Raw genomic sequence first — 16,956 nt, forward strand, 5'->3', positions numbered from 1 at the left:
CGCCGGGACCCCGCCTTGCCGTGGTCCACGCCGTGCAGCGGCCGCGCGGCCCAGGGGTCGTACCGCGGGTCCGCTCCGGTGTCCGCCACCGCGTCGAAGACCGGTACCACCGGACCCGTCCGCGCGGCGGGGGCCTCGCCCCTCGCGTTGGGCTCGATCGCGTCCAACGGCAGGGAGCCGCCCAGCGCGATCGCGGCGAGCGACACCGCCCCGGCGGCCACGAAGGCCAGCCGGCGCCGCGAGCGGCCCACCTCGTGTATCGGGAAGCCCCGCTGCGGTGCGACGGCCGCCACCGCGGAGGGTGCGTAGCCGAACGACGAGAAGGGATCGGCCGCCGACGGCGGACCGAAGGGGCCGGACGGACCGGACGGGCCGGACATGCCGTCAGGACTGCCGCCCGGCAGCCCCTGAAGGCGCGCCAGCAGCCCCGCGGACAGCGGGGGCGGGGCACTCTCCACGAACAGGGTCTTCAGGCGCCGCTGCGCATCGGCCTCGGCCTTGCACTTGGGACACGTCGCCAGGTGTGCCAGCACCCTCTCGCGCGCGTCGTGGCTCAACTCCCCGTCCACGAGGGCGGCGAGCCGGTCGCCCAGGTGCTGTTCGGCGGAGGAGGCCTGTTCGGCGGAGGAGGCCCGTTCAGCGGGCGAGGGTGACGGACTGATCTCGCTCACTCGGCTCCGCCCTCCCCGCCGCCGGGCGCGCCCACCGCGACCCCGGCCAGCGCACGCTGCTCGGCACGGGCCTCGGGAGACCGGTGCTTGAGCGCCTTGCGCAGGTGCGAACGGCCCCGGTGGATCCGGCTGCGCACGGTGCCGAGCTTCACACCGAGCGTGGCGGCGATCTCCTCGTAGGACAGGCCCTCGATGTCGCACAGCACCACGGCCGCGCGGAACTCGGGGGCAAGGGTGTCCAGCGCCTGCTGCACGTCCGCGTCGAAGTGGGTGTCGTGCAGCACCTGCTGGGGGGACGGCTCACGGCTCGGCAGCCGCTCGGCGGCGTCGTCGGCGAGCGCGTCGAAGCGGATCCGCTGCTTGCGGCGGACCATGTCCAGGAACAGGTTCGTGGTGATCCGGTGCAGCCAGCCCTCGAAGGTGCCGGGGGTGTACGTGGACAGCGAGCGGAAGACGCGGACGAACACTTCCTGCGTCAGGTCCTCGGCGTCGTGCTGGTTGCCCGTCAGCCGGTAGGCGAGACGGTAGACCCGCGCACTGTGCGTGCTGACGATCTCCTCCCACGAGGGAGGGGTCCACGCCTGGGAGCCCGCATCGGCGGCAAAGGTCGCGGTGGTTGCGGTGTCTACGGTGCGGAAACGGTCAGCGATGTTGGTCACGGATTTCGGCTCACCGGCCGACCAGAAGAGGCGTCGGAGGACACCCCCACGATCCACAGGCGCAGCCGCACCTCCCCTGTCGGCTCTGGTGGTGTCCAGCGGATTCCCTACCATAGCCACCCCTCCCGTCAGCTCCGGATAAGTATTTTTGCAGTAACTTTGCACGGGGCTTTGGTCCCGGCCCGCCCTTACGTCTCTACTGCTCTCAACGCCCGGTCCCATCTGCGGGTTCCCGACTCCAGCGGATACAGTCACCGTTGCGCCAACTATGGGGACAGGAGAGGGTCATTAGCGGCAACCGGCAGACGAGCTGGGCGTTCGCCGACGCGTTTGTCGCCGAAGACGACGCTCTGCGATGGGCCCGCGACCGGTCCAGGGAAGCGGGACTGCGCTCCGTCTCCCCCGGCACCGGGGCAGCGCTGCGCCTGCTGGCCGCCACCGCGGACGCCAAGGCGGTCGCCGAGATCGGCACGGGAACGGGCGTGTCCGGCATCCACCTCCTGCACGGAATGCGCGCGGACGGGGTACTGACCACCGTGGATCCCGAACCCGACCGGCAGGCCTTCGCCCGCCAGGCCTTCCGCGCCGCCGGCTTCGCGGGCAACCGCGCCCGCTTCATCCCGGGCCGCGCGCTCGACGTCCTGCCGCGCCTCGCCGACGGCGGGTACGACCTCGTCTTCTGCGACGGGGACCCGACCGAGTCCCTCGACTACCTCGCTGAATCGTTGCGCCTGCTGCGCCCCGGCGGCCTGGTCTGCTTCGAGGGGGTCTTCTCCGACGGCCGCACGGTCGACTCCGCGGCCCAGCCGCCGGAGGTCCTGCGGGTCCGTGAGCTGCTCCGCGGCGTCCGCGAGAGCCCGGCCCTGGAAGCCGCCCTGCTCCCGGTCGGCGACGGCCTCCTGTGCGCGGTCCGCCGCTGAACCCGTCCCCCCCCTGGTGCGGCCCGGCCGGGATGCGCCGTTTCCCCCGTACGGCCCGAAAAGGAAACAACACTGCCCCGGACGCGGTGAGCGACCGGGGCAGTGCAGAGATTTCAGATGGCGTCGGTGCCCCTATGGGCTAGCCGACGACCTTCTTCAGGGCGTCACCCAGGGCGTCCGCCTCGTCCGGAGTCAGCTCGACGACGAGCCGACCGCCGCCCTCGAGCGGTACGCGCATGACGATGCCCCGCCCCTCCTTGGTGACCTCGAGCGGGCCGTCGCCCGTCCGCGGCTTCATGGCCGCCATGCTCGTTCCCCTTCCTGAAACCAGCTCATCGTCAGCCGACGGCCCCGTTCAGGCGCCTAGTACCCGGCATCGAACACATTGCTTCCAGGCCATTATCCCGCATGTCAGGACCCGATGACCAACATCGGGTGGGAACGCTTGCGCAACGCGCTCGACCAAAACCACTCATTTCGGGGATCTGCCTGCGATACTTCGCCGCCGCACACAGAGACTGGCGTCCGGATCGTTTGACGCACATCACATGTGGAACCGAGTCCCGGTCCGCCATGCTGGCCCTTGCACCGGCCGGTACCGGCCGGTAGCCAGCCCGCGAAGAAGGGGGACCCCCGGCATGGCCGACAGCGTGCTCTACGAAGTGACCGACGGACTCGCGACCATCACGATCAACCGTCCCGAAGCCATGAACGCCATGAACACCGAGACCAAGGTCGCGCTGCGCGACGCGGTGCGGGCGGCCGGCGCGGACACGGCGGTCCGGGCGGTCCTGCTCACCGCGGCCGGCAACCGGGCGTTCTGCGTCGGCCAGGACCTCAAGGAGCACATCGGGTCGCTGACGGCCGACCGCGAGAACGGGTCCTCGCTCACCATGAGCACGGTCGCGGACCACTACAACCCGATCGTCCGGGCGCTCACGGAGATGCCGAAGCCGGTGGTCGCGGGCGTGAACGGCGTGGCGGCGGGCGCGGGCTTCGGCTTCGCCCTGGCGGCGGACTTCCGGGTGGTCGCGGACACGGCCTCCTTCAACACCTCCTTCGCCGGGGTCGCCCTGACGGCCGACTCGGGCGTCTCCTGGACGCTCCCCCGCCTGATCGGGGGCTCGCGCGCCTCGGACCTGCTGCTCTTCCCCCGCTCGGTGAAGGCCCCGGAGGCGCTGGAACTGGGCATCGCGAACCGCGTCGTCCCCTCCGACGAGCTGGCCGCCGAGGCGGCCGCGGTGGCCCGCCGGCTGGCGCAGGGCCCGACGGTCGCGTACGCCGCGCTGAAGGAGTCCCTGGCGTACGGGGCCTCCCGGTCCCTCTCCGAGGCGCTGGAGCACGAGGACACCCTCCAGGCCCGTGCGGGCGCCTCCGAGGACCACGCGATCGCCGTCGACGCGTTCCTCTCGAAGCAGCCTCCGAGGTACCTGGGCCGCTAGGCCGTCCCTCCCGGATCGTGCCGGGCCCGTACCCGCATGCGCGTACGGGCCCGCCGAGGACCGTCGGGTCAGGTCAGGTCCCGGGCCACGCAGCTGTCCAGGTGGTCGTTGACCAGGCCGCAGGCTTGCATCAGGGCGTACGCCGTCGTCGGACCGACGAAGCGGATGCCCTCCTTCTTCAGCGCCTTCGCCAGCGCCGTCGACTCCGGCGTCACCGCCGGGATCTCCGCCGTCGTCTTCGGTGCGGCGCGGCCGGAGCCCGCCGGTCCGGGGGCGTGGGACCAGATCAGCCGGTCCAGGTCCCCCGGTCCCCACCCCACCAGGGTCTTCGCGTTGGCCAGGGTCGCCTCGATCTTCAACCGGTTGCGGATGATCCCCTCGTCGCCGAGCAGCCGCTCCACGTCCGCCGCCCCGAACTCGGCGACCGCCGCGATCTCGAAGCCCGCGAACGCCGTCCGGAACCCCTCGCGCTTGCGCAGGATCGTCAGCCACGACAGCCCCGACTGGAACGCCTCCAGGCACAGCCGCTCGTACAGCGCGTCGTCCCCGTGGACCGGACGGCCCCACTCCGTGTCGTGGTACGCCACGTAGTCCTCCGTGGCCAGCCCCCACGGGCACCGCAGCCCTCCGTCGGGCCCCGCGACCGCCCCGCTCACTGCGCACCATCCTTGGTCAGGTCCACCACGGTCGCACCGGAGGCGCCGGAAGCACCCGAGGCACCCGAGGCACCCGAGGCACCCGAGGCACGCGTACCGGACGGACCGGACGGACCGGCACTCGCGCTGAGCTCCGCGATCCGCGCGTCCCGCTCCGCCAGCTCCGCCGCCAGCCGTTCCAGTACGTCGTCCACCTCGGCCATCCGGTACCCCCGCGCAGCCACCGGAAGCCGCAGTTCGTCGATGTCCGCACGGACCACCGGGCGGTTCTCCGGCAGACCGTCGGACACCCGGTCCGGTTCGGCCTCCGGAAGCACGGCCTCCGATCCTCCGCCGGCAACCGCCAGGGTGACCGCGGCGACGACCACGACCAGCGCGATGAGCAAGAACGCGAACACGATCAACTCCCCTGAGAAGACTCCGACCCTCAGGTTAAGGTCGCAGACGAGGCGCAAGGGCCGCCGAAGGAGGAAAGAGCAGGATGCTGCGACTGGGCAGGCGCGAGTTCGACACCCACGAGTCGGTGATCATGGCCATCGTGAACCGGACCCCTGATTCCTTCTACGACCAGGGCGCGACCTTCCGCGACGAGCCGGCACTGGACCGGGTGGAGCAGGCGGTCGCCGAGGGCGCCGCGATCATCGACATCGGCGGGGTCAAGGCCGGTCCGGGCGAGCACGTGGACGCGGCGGAGGAGGCCCGGCGCACGGTCGGATTCGTCGCCGAGGTGCGCCGTCGCCACCCCGGCGTGGTCATCAGCGTCGACACCTGGCGGCACGAGGTCGGCGAGGCGGTCTGCGAGGCCGGGGCCGACCTGCTGAACGACGCGTGGGGCGGGGTCGACCCGAAGCTCGCGGAGGTGGCCGCGCGCTACGGCGCGGGCATCGTCTGCACCCACGCGGGCGGGGCCGAGCCGCGGACCCGGCCGCACCGGACCTCGTACGAGGACGTCATGGAGGACATCCTGCGCGTCACGGTCGGGCTCGCCGAACGCGCGGCCTCGCTGGGCGTCCGGCGGGACGCGATCATGATCGACCCGGGGCACGACTTCGGGAAGAACACCCGCCACTCCCTGGAGGCCACCCGCCGCCTCACGGAGATGACCGGCACGGGCTGGCCGGTCCTGGTCTCCCTGTCCAACAAGGACTTCGTCGGCGAGACCCTCGACAAGCCGGTCAAGGAGCGCCTCCTCGGCACCCTGGCGACCACGGCCGTCTCCGCCTGGCTGGGCGCCCAGGTCTACCGCGTCCACGAGGTAGCGGAAACCAGGCAGGTCCTCGACATGGTCGCCTCCATCCGGGGCCACCGTCCCCCGGCCGTCGCCCGGCGCGGCCTCGCCTGAGCCGCGGCCCGACGCGGCCCCGCGGACCCCGACGGACCCCGACGGACCGAACCGGACGGAATTGAACCGGTCCGGACCGGACCGGACCCCCGGCCGTCACCCGCCCGCCAGGGGCCCTGGGCGGCCCGGACCGGCCGCGCCTCCTCCTTGCCGGCTCCTTGCGGACTACTCGCCGGCTACTTGCCGACTTCCTTCGTCACCAGCGCGATCGCCTCGTCCACGTCGTCCGTGACGTGGAAGAGGTACAGGTCCCGCTCCGAGGCCTTGCCCTGCGCGATGACCGTGTGCTTCAGCCAGTCGATGAGCCCTCTCCAGTACTCCGTGCCGAACAGCACGATCGGGAAGCGGGTGATCTTCTGCGTCTGGACCAGGGTCAGGGCCTCGAACAGCTCGTCCAGCGTGCCGAGGCCGCCGGGCAGGACCACGAAGCCCTGGCTGTACTTCACGAACATCGTCTTGCGGACGAAGAAGTAACGGAAGTTCAGCCCGAGGTCGACGTGCTGGTTCAGCCCCTGCTCGAAGGGGAGCTCGATGCCCAGGCCCACCGAGATGCCGTTGGCCTCGCGTGCGCCCTTGTTGGCCGCCTCCATCGCGCCCGGACCGCCGCCCGTGATGACCGCGAAGCCGGCGTCGACGAGCGCGCCGCCGATCCGCACGCCGGCCTCGTACTCCGCCGATCCCGCCGGGGTCCGCGCCGAGCCGAACACGCTGATCGCCGGCGGCAGCTCCGCGAGCGTGCCGAAGCCCTCGATGAACTCCGACTGGATGCGCAGGACCCGCCACGGATCGGTGTGCACCCACTCGGAGGGCCCGGCCGAATCCAGCAGCCGCTGGTCCGTCGTACTGCCGGCCTGCACCTGGCTCCGCCTGCGCAGCACCGGTCCGAGCTGCTGCTCCTCGGGCCGGCGACGAGCGCCCCCTTCGGGAATGGCGTGGTTGCCCATGATGTGCTCCCTCCTGCTGATCGTTGGATCAGGGTAGGCGCACAAAGGTGACGAGAAGCGGAATTCAGGTGGTCAGCCAGGCGCGGAGTCGTTCCTCGCAGTGGAGGATCGCCTTCGTCTCCACGCGCTCGTCGACCTTGTGGGCCAACAGGGCGTCGCCCGGGCCGTAGTTGACCGCCGGAACGCCCAGGGCGCTGAAGCGGGAGACGTCCGTCCAGCCGAACTTCGGCATGGCGTGGCCGCCGACGGCCTCCATGAAGGCCGCGGCCGCCGGGTGGGAGAGGCCGGGCAGCGCGCCGGGCGAGGAGTCGTCGACCACGAACTCGTCGATCCCGCAGTCCGCGAACACCTCCCGGACGTGGGCCAGCGCCTCGGCCTCGCCGCGGTCCGGGGCGTAGCGGTAGTTGACGGTCACCGTGCACGCGTCGGGGATGACGTTGTTGGCGACGCCGCCCTCGATGCGGACCGCGTTGAGGCCCTCGTGGTACTCGAGGCCGTCGATCACCGGCTTGCGCGGCTCGTAGGCGGCGAGCCGGGCGAGGATCGGGCCCGCCGTGTGGATCGCGTTGGAGCCCATCCAGCTGCGCGCGGAGTGGGCCCGCTCGCCGGCCGTGCGCAGCAGCACGCGCAGGGTGCCCTGGCAGCCGCCCTCGACCTCGGCGTTCGACGGTTCGAGCAGGACCGCGAAGTCGCCGGTCAGCCAGTCGGGGTGGGCCTCGGCGACCTTGCCGAGGCCGTTGAGGTCGGCGGCGACCTCTTCCTGGTCGTAGAAGACGAAGGTGAGGTCGCGGTTGGGCTCGGGCACGGTCGCGGCGATGCGCAGCTGCACGGCGACGCCCGACTTCATGTCGGTGGTGCCGCAGCCCCACAGGACGTCGTTCTCGTCGAGGCGCGAGGGCACGTTGTCGGCGATCGGCACGGTGTCGAGGTGGCCGGCGAGCACGACGCGTTCGGCTCGGCCGAGGTGGGTGCGCGCGACGACGTTGTTGCCGAAGCGGTCCACGGTCAGGTGCGCCAGGCGCCGCAGCGCGCGTTCCACGAGGTCGGCGAGTACCTCCTCGTCGCCGCTCACGGAGGGGATGTCGACGAGCCGGGCGGTCAGCTCGGCGGCGTCCTGGGTGAGGTCCAGCTCGGATTCGGGCATGGAGCTGACCCTAACCCGCGCCTGCGGCGGCGGCCCGTCCGTCCGGCCGGTGGACGCGCCGGGGGGCTCAAGTACGGTGGGCGGCGTGTCGCAGACCGATCAGCCCCGTCCTCGCCGCCGCCGTCGCCCGCTCCGCTGGGCTGCGGGATTCCTCGTGCTGATCGCGGTCGCGGGCTACTTCGTCATGCAGCGCAGTTCCAACGGCGGGGGCGGCGCGCCCTATTGCACGGCGTCGGTCAACGCCATGGGCGGCGGCAAGGGCGAGAGCGGCCAGTACTACGAGATGTCCACCGAGCAGGCGGCGAACGCGACGACGATAGCCGCCGTCGGCGTCTCCAAGGGGATGCCGGACCGGGCCGTGACGATCGCGCTGGCGACGGCCATGCAGGAGTCGGCGCTGCGCAACCTCGACCACGGCGACCGGGACTCGCTGGGCCTGTTCCAGCAACGGCCCTCGCAGGGCTGGGGCACGCCCGAACAGATCATGGACCCGGTGTACTCGGCCGGGATCTTCTACGACCGGCTGGCCGACGTGAAGGGCTACTCGCGCCTCCCGCTGACGGTGGCCGCCCAGAAGGTCCAGCTCAGCGCCTTTCCGCAGGCGTACGCGAAGCACGAGCCGGACGCGACCGTACTGACGTCGGCCTTCGTCGGCGGCGGCCACCTGGCCTGCACCGGGCCCGCGCCCAGCGAGCCCGGGGACCCGGCGAAGGTGGGGGCGGAGCTGGCCCGGCTGCTCGGCAAGAGCGGGCTCCAGACGGTGCAGACGCTGCCCGCGGCGCCGGCCGGGGCCGGTGACGGCGGCAAGGCCGTCCCGGAGTCCGAGGTGAGGCTGGCGGCGAAGCGCGACGGCGGCGAGGAGGCGACGCGGGCGGGCCGGGCGCTCGCGCAGTGGGCGGTGGCCCATTCCGGCGGGCTGTCCATCGCCCGGGTCTCGTACGCCCCCCACCTGTGGATCGCGGGCAAGGACGGCGACCACTGGCAGGTGAAGGGCGCGGCGGGGGCGAAGGGCGGCAACGGCGCGGATGCGGCGCCCGCGGTCCCGGGCCAGGTACGGATCTTCGTGCGCGGCTGAACAGCCCGCCCACCCGGCCGTGCCCGCGGCCGCTCACCGGCTGCTTCCGGCCGCTCGCCGGCCGCTCCCAGCCGCTTCCGGCCACGCCCCGGCCGCTCGCTCAGCCGTGCGGTCCGTCCCCCGTGCGGGGGTGACCCGCAGGGCGGACGCGCGGGCCGTGAAGGGCACACAAGCGCAGGTCGGCGCACATCCAATGCGGTTGTCGCGGAAGCCGATTAAACGATGCGTTACTGATCCTTTACCCACCGGCTCCGCAACTCACCCACCCCCGTGAGCGGTTGTACCGGCGTACTCAGCCGCTACCGCTTAGGAGCAACATGTCCCTCCCCCTGACCCGCCGGATCGCCCGTACCGCGCTGCTCCTCGCAGCCGGGGCAGCGCCCGTGGTCGGTGCGGCCGGCGCGGCCAGCGCCGCGGGCCTGGAGTCCGTGCCGCAGCTGGGCGCGCTCACCGCACCGGACACCGCGGCCCCCGCCCTCGACGGCACCGCCGGGACCGCCGCGCAGACCACGGGCACGGCCACGGAGACCGCGGGTGCCGCGACCAAGGCCCTCCCGGCCGTCCCGGCCGCTCCCGCCGACCTGACCGGCACGGCGGGCTCCCTCCTCGGCGGGCTCCCGGCGGGCGGCCTCTCCGGCGGCCTGCCGGGCGGTCTCCCGGGCGGTCTCCCGGGCGGCCTCCCCGGTCTCGGCTAGCCGCCCGCGACAGGAACGCCGAGGGGGCCGGGAGCACGAACTCCCGGCCCCCTCGGGCTGTTCACCGGCGACGGCTCAGGCCAGCCGCTTGACCGCCGCCTCGACCCGCTCGTCCGTGGCCGTGAAGGCCACGCGGACGTGGCGCGCGCCCGCCTCGCCGTAGAAATCGCCCGGCGCGACCAGGATGCCCAGGTCCGCGAGGTGGGCGACGGTGTCCCAGCAGGGCTCGTCGCGCGTCACCCACAGGTACAGGCTGGCCTCGCTGTGCTCGACGCGGAAGCCGTGCGCCTCGAGGGCCGTGCGCAGCGAAGCGCGGCGGGCCGCGTAGCGCACCCGCTGCTCCTCGACGTGCGCGTCGTCGCCGAGCGCCGCCACCGTGGCCGCCTGCACCGGGGCCGGGGTCATCATGCCGCCGTGCTTGCGGATCAGCAGCAGCTCGCCGAGGACCTCGGCGTCGCCGGCGATGAAGGCGGCCCGGTATCCGGCCAGGTTGGAACGCTTGGAGAGCGAGTGGACGGCGACGAGGCCCTCGTAGGAGCCTCCGCAGACGTCGTCGTGGAGCACGGAGACGGGCTCGGCGTCCCAGCCCAGCTCCAGGTAGCACTCGTCGCTGAAGATCAGGATCCCGTGTTCGCGCGCCCAGGCCACGATCCGGACCAGCTCCTCCTTGGGGAGGACCGCGCCGGTGGGGTTGGACGGGGAGTTGAGCCACAGCAGCTTCACGCGGGCCGGGTCGAGGTCGGCGGTCGGGTCGTCGTAGACCACGGGCTCGGCGCCGCACAGCCGCGCGCCGACCTCGTACGTCGGGTACGCGAGCCGGGGGTAGGCGACCTGGTCTCCGGCCCCGAGGCCGAGCTGGGTCGGCAGCCAGGCCACCAGTTCCTTGGATCCGACGACCGGCAGGACGTTGCGGTGTCCGGCGGCGCTCGCGCCGAGGCGGCCGCGCACCCATCCGGTGATCGCGTCGCGCAGGGCGGCCGTGCCCCACACCGTGGGGTAGCCCGGGGAGTCGGCGGCCTCGACCAGGGCGCGCTGGATCAGCTGCGGCACCGGGTCGACGGGCGTACCGACGGACAGGTCGACGATGCCGTCGGCGTGGGCCGCCGCCGTCGCCTTGTAGGGCTCCAGCTTGTCCCAGGGGAAGACGGGAAGACGGGCTGAGACTGCGGCCACGATGCGCTCTTTTCGCTTTCCGGGTGTTCCGTGCGTTCCGGGTGTTCTACAGGTGCTGCGGGGTGAAACGCGTCGGTCCCGTCCGGCTGCGAGGCCGAACGGGACCGAGGGGCGCTCAGGCGGTACCGACCGTCAGTGGCTCGGGTTGATGTCCGCCGGCAGCGCTGCGATGAAGGGGTGGTCGCGCTCGATCAGGCCGAGCTTGGAAGCACCACCGGGCGAACCGAGCTCGTCGAAGAACTCGACGTTCGCCTTGTAGTAGTCCTTCCACTCCTCCGGAGTGTCGTCCTCGTAGAAGATGGCCTCGACCGGGCATACCGGCTCACACGCACCACAGTCGACGCACTCGTCCGGGTGGATGTACAAGGACCGCTGGCCCTCGTAGATGCAGTCGACGGGGCACTCTTCGATGCATGCCTTGTCCTTGACGTCGACACAAGGCTCCGCGATGACGTAGGTCACGCTCTCGTTCCTCCTCGGTAGGGCTTTCCATATCGCGCGGGAGCGCGGCGTCGTCGATGCCCGCCTCTAGTATCTCCGTTCCCGGGCACGATCCGAACAGGAGGGGCGGACAGAGCTGTGGAATTCACTGCCGGCGGACGGCTGGAGATCCGGATTACACCATCTGACGTGGGTAAACGTGTCTCTGTACGACGGGTGGAGCGCGGGTTGGACGGGGCCCCCTCGTTCACGGACACGCTAGGGGTTCTCACATCCTGGAACACGGGTGTGGTGACGATCACACGCAAGACCGGTGAGACCGTCCGCATCGCGGAATCCACGCTGGTCGCGGGCAAGATCGTGCCCGCCGCGCCGGCCCGCCGCAGGGGCCCCGCCGCCTCCTTCGAGGAGCTCGCGCGGGCCTGCGCGCGGGCCTGGCCGCCGCTGGAGAGCGAGCCGCTGGGCGCGTGGACGCTCCGCGCGGCCGACGGGTTCACCCGGCGGGCCAACTCCGTGCTGCCGCTCGGCGATCCCGGGATACCGCTGGACGATGCACTCGCGCGAGTGACCTCCTGGTACGCGCGGAGGGGACTTCCGGCTTACGTCCAGGTCGCCACGGGGGCCGAGGGCACCCAGGAGCTGCTGTGTGCGGAGCTGGCGGACCGGGGCTGGGACCGGGAGGTCTCGGCGGAGGTCCGGACCGGCGGGCTGGCGGCGCTGGCGGACGTGGACGACCGGATGCTCGCCACCGCCGGGGAGGTACGGCTGACCCGTGCCCCGGACGAGGAGTGGCTCGCCCGCTACGGGCGGGTCGACGATCCGGAGGTGGCCCGCCGGGTGCTGACGGCGGGCCCGTCGGTGTGGTTCGCGGCGCTGCCCGGCCGGGCGATCGGACGGCTCGTGGTCGACGGCCGGTGGGCGGGCTTCGCGGCGGTCGAGGTCGATCCGGAGCACCGGCGCCAGGGCCTCGCGACGGCCGTGATGGCGGCGCTGGCGCTGCGCGCGCTGGAGGAGGGCGCCTCGGCGGCCTGGCTCCAGGTGGAGAGCGGCAACGCCGCGGCGCGGGCGCTGTACGAGGGGATGGGCTTCTCGGTCCACCACAGCTACCACCACTACCGCCGGGTGGCGGCGTGAGCACGGAATCCTGGCGCGAGCGGTTCGCGGCGGAGGCGCGGGCGGAGCGGCCCGACCTGTCGGCGCTGTGCCTGCTGCTCGCCACGGAGGGCGATCCCGAGCTCGACGAACGGGCCATGGACTGGGCGCAGATCGAGCTGGACCGGCTGGCCGGGATGCTGCCGTACGGGCTGCGGGACGCGCGCGCGTGGGCCTCGGCGGTCACCGAACTGCTGGGCGGGCGAATGGGGTTCCACGGGACCCCCGCCGACTACGACCGGCTCCCGTCCTCGTTCCTGCACGAGGTGCTGCGGCGGCGCCGGGGGCTGCCGATCCTGCTGTCCGTCGTCTGGATGGAGGTGGCCCGGCGGGCCGGGGCGCCCGTGTACGGGCTGGCCCTGCCGGGGCACTTCGTCGTCGGGTTCGGGGATCCGGAGGAGGGCGTGGTGGTCGACCCCTTCGCGGGCGGCGCCTCGCTGGGCGCGGGTCCGGCGGAGCTGGCGGACGGGCCCAGGATCGCGGCGCGGACCCTGGACATCGTCCTGCGCGTCCTGAACAACATCCGCGCGTGGGCCTCGGCCCGTCCGGAGCACTCCGCGGTGGCCCTGTGGGCGCTGGACCTGGCGCTGCTCCTGCCCTCGCACCCGGCGGCGCTGCGGTACGCGCGGGCGAAGGTGCTCGTGGAGCGGGGGGACTTCGCCAACGGGGCGGCGGAGCTCGAGTCCTACGCGCTGGTCATCGACGTGATCGACCCGCCGGCGGCCGGCCGCATCCGCGCGGAGGCCGTGTCGGCCAGGGCGCTGCTGAACTAGGGCCGGCCCCGCCGGACCAGGGCCCTGCCGGACCTGGCGGACCTGGTCCCCGCCGAGGCGGGGCCCCCGCGGCGGGGACGGCCTAGAGCCAGCCCTTCTCCCGGGCCACGCGCACCGCTTCGGCCCGGTTGCGGGCCGCGAGCTTCTGGATGGCCGTCGAGAGGTAGTTGCGGACCGTGCCCTGCGACAGGTGGAGGATCGCGGCCAGTTCCGCGTTGGTCGCGCCCGACTCCGCCTCCCGCAGGATCTCCCGCTCGCGGTCGGTCAGCGGGTTCGCTCCCTCCGCCAGGGCGGCCGCCGCGAGGGTGGGGTCGATGACGCGCTCGCCCGCCAGCACCTTGCGCACCGCCGCCGCCAGCTGGGCGGCGGGCGCGTCCTTGACCAGGAAGGCGGAGGCGCCCGCCTCCATGGCGCCGCGGAGGTAGCCGGGGCGGCCGAAGGTGGTGAGGATGACGATCCGGAGCGCGGGGACGGCCTCCCGCAGGGCGGCCGCCGCCTCGATGCCCGTCATGCCGGGCATCTCGATGTCCAGCAGGGCGACGTTCACGTCGTGGGCCCGGGCCGCCGCGACCACCTCGTCGCCGCGGGCGACCTGCGCCAGCACCTCGATGTCCGGCTCCAGTCCGAGGAGGGCCGCCAGCGCCTCGCGGACCATGGACTGGTCCTCCGCGAGGAGGATCCGGATCGGGCGTGGGGTCATGAGCCCGATCCTAGGGGGGCGCGCGCCACCAGCCGGAAACCGGCCCTGCCCCGGTCATGCTGCCCGGCCGGCCCCGCGGTCAGGGTGCCGCCCACGGCCTCGAGCCGTTCCGTCAGGCCCGTCAGGCCGTTGCCCGGGACGGCCGGTCCGCCCGTGCCGTCGTCGGTGACCGTCAGCTCCGCGACCGGGCCGGCCAGGGTCTGGCCGATGGTCAGGGTCACCGTGCAGCGCTTCGCGCCGCTGTGCCGGACCACGTTGGTGACGGCTTCGCGCAGCGCCCAGGCGAGCGCCGACTCGGTCTCCTCCGGAAGTTCCTCCGCGTACTCGCCGGGCAGGTCCACCAGGATCCCGGCCGCCGTCAGCGCGGTCCGCGCGCCCGCCAGCTCGCCCGGCAGCGTCGGTCTGCGGTAGCCGCTCACGGCCTCCCGTACGTCGACCAGCGCCTGCCGGCTGACCTGCTCGATGTCGGCGACCTGACGGGCGGCGGCCTCGGGCTGGTCCGGCAGCATCCGGCCCGCCAGCTCGCTCTTCAGCGTGATCAGCGACAGCGAGTGGCCCAGCAGGTCGTGCAGGTCCCGGGCCATCCGCAGCCGTTCCTCGTTGGCCGCGAGCTGCGCCACCGTGGCCCGCGCCTGGCGCAGTTCTATGGTGGTGCGGATCATCGCGCGTATGCCGACCATCGCGAACCCGCCCATCAGGGACGGGATCAGCAGTCCGGCCAGGTACGCGTCGCCACCGGGCACCGCGAGCGCGGTGACGGTCAGCAGGGCGGTCGCGCCGGGGACGGTCCAGCGGGAGATCTCCCCGGGGAGGGCGGCTCCGGAGGAGATGGACACGTAGACGAAGAGCACCAGCCATTCGCGGCCGAGGGTCAGCGACAGGAGCGTGGCCTGGGCGGCGAGGACCGCCACCGAGAACAGGACCCGGCGGGTGTCCATCTGCCGGGCGGTGCGGAAGACGAGGATCAGGTACCAGACGACGAAGGCCGCGAGGCCCAGGCCGCCGAGCAGGCGGGCCCCGAGGGAGTGGCCGCCGCGCAGGAGGTCGGTGACGGGGGCGCTGAGGTAGAAGAGCCACAGGCCGATCCACAGCGATTTCACCGTCTTCTGCCGCCGGTTCTCCGGCGGGACCCCGACCCGGGCCGAGCCCGGGAACACGGCCGTTTCCCTCGTCGCGTCCCCCGTCACGCCTCGCGCCACGCCTCGCGCCGCCTCCCCCGTCACTCCCCCGGACACCGGGCCACCGCTCACGGCCGTCACGCCTTCAGCGAGTCCTTGCGGTACAGCCAGGCGGCGGCACCAGTGAACAGTACGAAGTACACGGCGAGGATCGCCACGTCCTTGGCGTGCGGCGCGCCGCCCAGCTCGATGGCCTGGCCGAGTCCGGCGTAGGCGTGGGTCGGGAGCCATTCGCAGATGCTGCGCAGCCACTGCGGGAAGTTGGCGGTGGGCATCCACAGGCCGCCGAGGATGGAGAGGCCGAAGTAGCAGAGCATCGTGAGCGGGCGGACGGTGTCACCGCTGGCGAGGTAGCCGAGGGCCACGCCGAGGGCGGCGAAGACGAGGCTGCCGGCCCAGATGGAGCCGGTGAGGGCGAGCCACTGCCAGAGCTCGAACCGGACTCCCTTGACCCCCGCGGCGACCGCGAAGACCACGAGGATGGCGGGGAGCGAGAGCACCCCGGCGCTGGCGGTCTTGGCGATGACGTAGCCGCGGCCGGGCAGGGAGGTGAGGCGCAGCTGGCGGACCCAGCCGGCCTCGCGCTCCTTGGCGATGCGCTCGCTGTTGCCCATGAGGACGGCGGTCAGGGCGCCGAAGGAGGCCATCGCCACCATGTAGAAGGCCGGCATGGCCAGGTCGGTGCCCATGACTTTGGTCGTGCCGTCCAGCGTGCCGCCGAGCATCAGGAAGAGGGCGGCCGGGTAGAGGACGGTGAAGAACATGTACTTCTTGTTGCGCAGGGCGCGGGTGATCTCGAGCGTGACGAGCTTCGTCGTTCCGGTGCCGCTGTTCATGACGCGTCGGCCTCCTCGGCCTCGGTGAGGGCGATGAAGGCCTGCTCCAGGCCCAGGCCCGCGACCTCCAGATTGCGGGGGTAGGCCCCCAGGGCGTACACGGCGTGGACGGTGGCGTCCGCATCGCTGGACTGGAGCCGGACGGTGTCGCCGTGCCGCTCGAAGACCGTCAGGTGGGGGAGCTCGCGCAGGGCGCCCTCGTCCACCGAGCCCTCGGTGAGGTCGAAGGCGATCCTGCGGGCGCCGGCCTTCGCCTTGATCTCGGCGGCGGTGCCGTCGGCGAGGAGCCGGCCCTTGCTCAGGACCAGCACCCGGTCGGCGATCGCGTCCGCCTCCTCCAGGTAGTGCGTGGCGAACAGGACGGTCCGGCCCTGGGCGACCTGCTCGCGCATGGTGGCCCAGAAGGCCTGGCGGGCGGTGACGTCCATGCCGGTGGTCGGCTCGTCGAGCACGATCAGGTCGTTGTGCCCGGCCGTGGCGAGGGCGAAGCGCACGCGCTGCTCCTGGCCGCCGGAGAGCTTGTTGACCATCCGGCCGGCGATGTCGGAGATGCCGGCCAGGCCGAGCACCTGGTCGACCGGGTACGGGCGGGGGTGCAGGGCGCAGGTGAGCGCGACCAGTTCGCGTACGGTCACCTCCTCCATCAGGCCGCCGGTCTGGAGCATCGCGCCGACCCGGCCGGCGGCGATGGCCTCGCGGGGGCTGGTGCCGAAGAGCCGGACCGACCCGGAGTCCGCGGGGCGCAGGCCGAGCAGCAGGTCGAGGGTGGAGGACTTGCCGGCTCCGTTGGGGCCGAGGAGGGCGACGGTCTCGCCGGGGTGCAGTTCGAGGCTGAGTCCGTCCACCGCCCGGACCGTGCCGTAGCTCTTGCTCACGTCGTGGAAGCTCACCACGGCGCCGCCCGCACCGCTGCCGGTGCCGGATTCCGTGGCGGCGCGGGGCTGCGTCGCGGTCTTCGTCTTCATGGCTCAAGGTTCGCCCGCGCGGGGGGCCGCGCGGCAGTGTCCCGCGTCGTGGGAGGCGCATGACGGATGTCATGCGGCGGAGGTGACGCGGACGCGCCGGAGCCCCTCCCCCGCATCCGGGGAGGGGGGCCGCGGCGCGGGGCGGGCGGCGGCGCCCCCCCGCCCGGTGGGGGGGGCCGCGCGGGCCGGC

At 73.0% G+C, this 16,956-nt stretch carries 20 protein-coding genes; 7 read left to right on the forward strand and 13 right to left on the reverse strand.

The features are described 5' to 3' along the window. Nucleotides 1–662, reverse strand: a 662-nt coding sequence (locus ACWF9Z_RS04130; protein ID WP_453597817.1) for an anti-sigma factor family protein, incomplete at its 3' end; no start/stop codon positions are given. Between the two features lie 5 nt (nt 663–667). Beyond that, complete coding sequence (gene sigE, locus ACWF9Z_RS04135) at nt 668–1,444, reverse strand: RNA polymerase sigma factor SigE (RefSeq protein WP_453597248.1); 777 nt, start codon at nt 1,442–1,444, stop codon at nt 668–670. A gap of 143 nt (nt 1,445–1,587) precedes the next feature. On the opposite strand from sigE, the gene ACWF9Z_RS04140 reads away from it, so the two are divergent. Next, nucleotides 1,588–2,250, forward strand: coding sequence for an O-methyltransferase (locus ACWF9Z_RS04140; protein WP_356660511.1), 663 nt, complete (start codon nt 1,588–1,590; stop codon nt 2,248–2,250). Nucleotides 2,251–2,389: 139 nt separating this feature from the next. Here the strand turns inward: ACWF9Z_RS04140 and ACWF9Z_RS04145 are convergent, their stop codons facing one another. Then, on the reverse strand, nt 2,390–2,557 hold the full coding sequence (locus ACWF9Z_RS04145) for a DUF3117 domain-containing protein (protein ID WP_003966491.1): 168 nt from the start codon (nt 2,555–2,557) through the stop codon (nt 2,390–2,392). A 331-nt stretch (nt 2,558–2,888) separates the two neighbouring features. Between ACWF9Z_RS04145 and chcB the strand changes: the two genes are divergently transcribed. After that, nucleotides 2,889–3,692: a 2-cyclohexenylcarbonyl CoA isomerase gene (gene chcB / locus ACWF9Z_RS04150; RefSeq protein WP_453597251.1), complete on the forward strand. Its 804-nt coding sequence runs from the start codon at nt 2,889–2,891 to the stop codon at nt 3,690–3,692. A gap of 68 nt (nt 3,693–3,760) precedes the next feature. Here chcB and ACWF9Z_RS04155 read toward each other — a convergent pair whose 3' ends face one another. Both ACWF9Z_RS04155 and ACWF9Z_RS04160 read right to left on the reverse strand, forming a co-directional pair. Then, nucleotides 3,761–4,348 (reverse strand): DNA-3-methyladenine glycosylase I, encoded by a 588-nt coding sequence (locus ACWF9Z_RS04155; RefSeq protein ID WP_453597253.1) that lies wholly within the window; start codon nt 4,346–4,348, stop codon nt 3,761–3,763. Continuing rightward, on the reverse strand, nt 4,345–4,752 hold the full coding sequence (locus ACWF9Z_RS04160) for a DivIVA domain-containing protein (protein WP_453597255.1): 408 nt from the start codon (nt 4,750–4,752) through the stop codon (nt 4,345–4,347). The genes ACWF9Z_RS04155 and ACWF9Z_RS04160 overlap by 4 nt, the downstream gene beginning before the upstream one ends. Before the next feature lie 77 nt (nt 4,753–4,829). Between ACWF9Z_RS04160 and folP the strand changes: the two genes are divergently transcribed. Continuing rightward, nucleotides 4,830–5,690: a dihydropteroate synthase gene (gene folP, locus ACWF9Z_RS04165; protein ID WP_453597257.1), complete on the forward strand. Its 861-nt coding sequence runs from the start codon at nt 4,830–4,832 to the stop codon at nt 5,688–5,690. A gap of 176 nt (nt 5,691–5,866) precedes the next feature. On the opposite strand, the gene ACWF9Z_RS04170 is transcribed toward folP, so the two are convergent. Together ACWF9Z_RS04170 and dapE are read right to left on the reverse strand one after the other, a co-directional pair. Continuing rightward, nucleotides 5,867–6,634, reverse strand: coding sequence for an LOG family protein (locus tag ACWF9Z_RS04170; protein WP_453597259.1), 768 nt, complete (start codon nt 6,632–6,634; stop codon nt 5,867–5,869). A 64-nt stretch (nt 6,635–6,698) separates the two neighbouring features. Further along, nucleotides 6,699–7,778, reverse strand: coding sequence for a succinyl-diaminopimelate desuccinylase (dapE, locus tag ACWF9Z_RS04175; protein ID WP_453597261.1), 1,080 nt, complete (start codon nt 7,776–7,778; stop codon nt 6,699–6,701). A gap of 85 nt (nt 7,779–7,863) precedes the next feature. On the opposite strand from dapE, the gene ACWF9Z_RS04180 reads away from it, so the two are divergent. Both ACWF9Z_RS04180 and ACWF9Z_RS04185 read left to right on the forward strand, forming a co-directional pair. Continuing rightward, a complete protein-coding gene (locus tag ACWF9Z_RS04180; protein ID WP_453597263.1) occupies nt 7,864–8,853 on the forward strand; it encodes a hypothetical protein in 990 nt (329 codons plus the stop codon). Nucleotides 8,854–9,170: 317 nt separating this feature from the next. Next, a complete protein-coding gene (locus tag ACWF9Z_RS04185) occupies nt 9,171–9,548 on the forward strand; it encodes an ATP-binding protein (protein ID WP_453597265.1) in 378 nt (125 codons plus the stop codon). 75 nt (nt 9,549–9,623) lie between these two features. Here the strand turns inward: ACWF9Z_RS04185 and dapC are convergent, their stop codons facing one another. Beyond that, the gene (dapC, locus tag ACWF9Z_RS04190) at nt 9,624–10,721 is read right to left on the reverse strand and encodes a succinyldiaminopimelate transaminase (protein ID WP_453597267.1); all 1,098 of its coding nucleotides are present in this window, start codon (nt 10,719–10,721) and stop codon (nt 9,624–9,626) included. Nucleotides 10,722–10,853: 132 nt separating this feature from the next. Further along, nucleotides 10,854–11,183 carry a ferredoxin gene (gene fdxA / locus ACWF9Z_RS04195; RefSeq protein WP_030868357.1) on the reverse strand — a complete coding sequence of 110 codons (330 nt, stop codon included), beginning with the start codon at nt 11,181–11,183 and terminating at the stop codon, nt 10,854–10,856. Nucleotides 11,184–11,300: 117 nt separating this feature from the next. On the opposite strand from fdxA, the gene ACWF9Z_RS04200 reads away from it, so the two are divergent. Together ACWF9Z_RS04200 and ACWF9Z_RS04205 are read left to right on the forward strand one after the other, a co-directional pair. Then, complete coding sequence (locus ACWF9Z_RS04200; protein WP_453597269.1) at nt 11,301–12,296, forward strand: GNAT family N-acetyltransferase; 996 nt, start codon at nt 11,301–11,303, stop codon at nt 12,294–12,296. Continuing rightward, nucleotides 12,293–13,087, forward strand: a complete 795-nt coding sequence (locus tag ACWF9Z_RS04205) for a transglutaminase family protein (RefSeq protein WP_453597271.1) — start codon at nt 12,293–12,295, stop codon at nt 13,085–13,087. The genes ACWF9Z_RS04200 and ACWF9Z_RS04205 overlap by 4 nt, the downstream gene beginning before the upstream one ends. 82 nt (nt 13,088–13,169) lie before the next feature. Here ACWF9Z_RS04205 and ACWF9Z_RS04210 read toward each other — a convergent pair whose 3' ends face one another. From ACWF9Z_RS04210 to ACWF9Z_RS04225, 4 genes are all read right to left on the reverse strand, one after another. After that, on the reverse strand, nt 13,170–13,787 hold the full coding sequence (locus tag ACWF9Z_RS04210) for a response regulator transcription factor (RefSeq protein WP_453597273.1): 618 nt from the start codon (nt 13,785–13,787) through the stop codon (nt 13,170–13,172). Next, nucleotides 13,784–14,944 (reverse strand): sensor histidine kinase, encoded by a 1,161-nt coding sequence (locus tag ACWF9Z_RS04215; protein ID WP_453597275.1) that lies wholly within the window; start codon nt 14,942–14,944, stop codon nt 13,784–13,786. Before ACWF9Z_RS04215 ends, ACWF9Z_RS04210 begins: the two co-directional genes overlap by 4 nt. A gap of 98 nt (nt 14,945–15,042) precedes the next feature. Next, on the reverse strand, nt 15,043–15,801 hold the full coding sequence (locus ACWF9Z_RS04220) for an ABC transporter permease (RefSeq protein WP_453597277.1): 759 nt from the start codon (nt 15,799–15,801) through the stop codon (nt 15,043–15,045). Continuing rightward, entirely contained in the window at nt 15,798–16,766 is a 969-nt protein-coding gene (locus ACWF9Z_RS04225; RefSeq protein ID WP_453597279.1) for an ABC transporter ATP-binding protein, read from the reverse strand. The genes ACWF9Z_RS04220 and ACWF9Z_RS04225 overlap by 4 nt, the downstream gene beginning before the upstream one ends. Between the last annotated feature and the right edge of the window lie 190 nt (nt 16,767–16,956).

Source organism: Streptomyces sp. NPDC054961 (assembly GCF_053609145.1).

Bases quoted from the DNA above. Each gene is read 5' to 3' on its own strand.
- sigE (WP_453597248.1), bottom strand. From the start codon at position 1,444: ATGGTAGGGAATCCGCTGGACACCACCAGAGCCGACAGGGGAGGTGCG.
- ACWF9Z_RS04145 (WP_003966491.1), bottom strand. From the start codon at position 2,557: ATGGCGGCCATGAAGCCGCGGACGGGCGACGGCCCGCTCGAGGTCACC.
- chcB (WP_453597251.1), top strand. From the start codon at position 2,889: ATGGCCGACAGCGTGCTCTACGAAGTGACCGACGGACTCGCGACCATC.
- folP (WP_453597257.1), top strand. From the start codon at position 4,830: ATGCTGCGACTGGGCAGGCGCGAGTTCGACACCCACGAGTCGGTGATC.
- ACWF9Z_RS04170 (WP_453597259.1), bottom strand. From the start codon at position 6,634: ATGGGCAACCACGCCATTCCCGAAGGGGGCGCTCGTCGCCGGCCCGAG.
- dapE (WP_453597261.1), bottom strand. From the start codon at position 7,778: ATGCCCGAATCCGAGCTGGACCTCACCCAGGACGCCGCCGAGCTGACC.
- ACWF9Z_RS04185 (WP_453597265.1), top strand. From the start codon at position 9,171: ATGTCCCTCCCCCTGACCCGCCGGATCGCCCGTACCGCGCTGCTCCTC.
- ACWF9Z_RS04210 (WP_453597273.1), bottom strand. From the start codon at position 13,787: ATGACCCCACGCCCGATCCGGATCCTCCTCGCGGAGGACCAGTCCATG.
- ACWF9Z_RS04220 (WP_453597277.1), bottom strand. From the start codon at position 15,801: ATGAACAGCGGCACCGGAACGACGAAGCTCGTCACGCTCGAGATCACC.
- ACWF9Z_RS04225 (WP_453597279.1), bottom strand. From the start codon at position 16,766: ATGAAGACGAAGACCGCGACGCAGCCCCGCGCCGCCACGGAATCCGGC.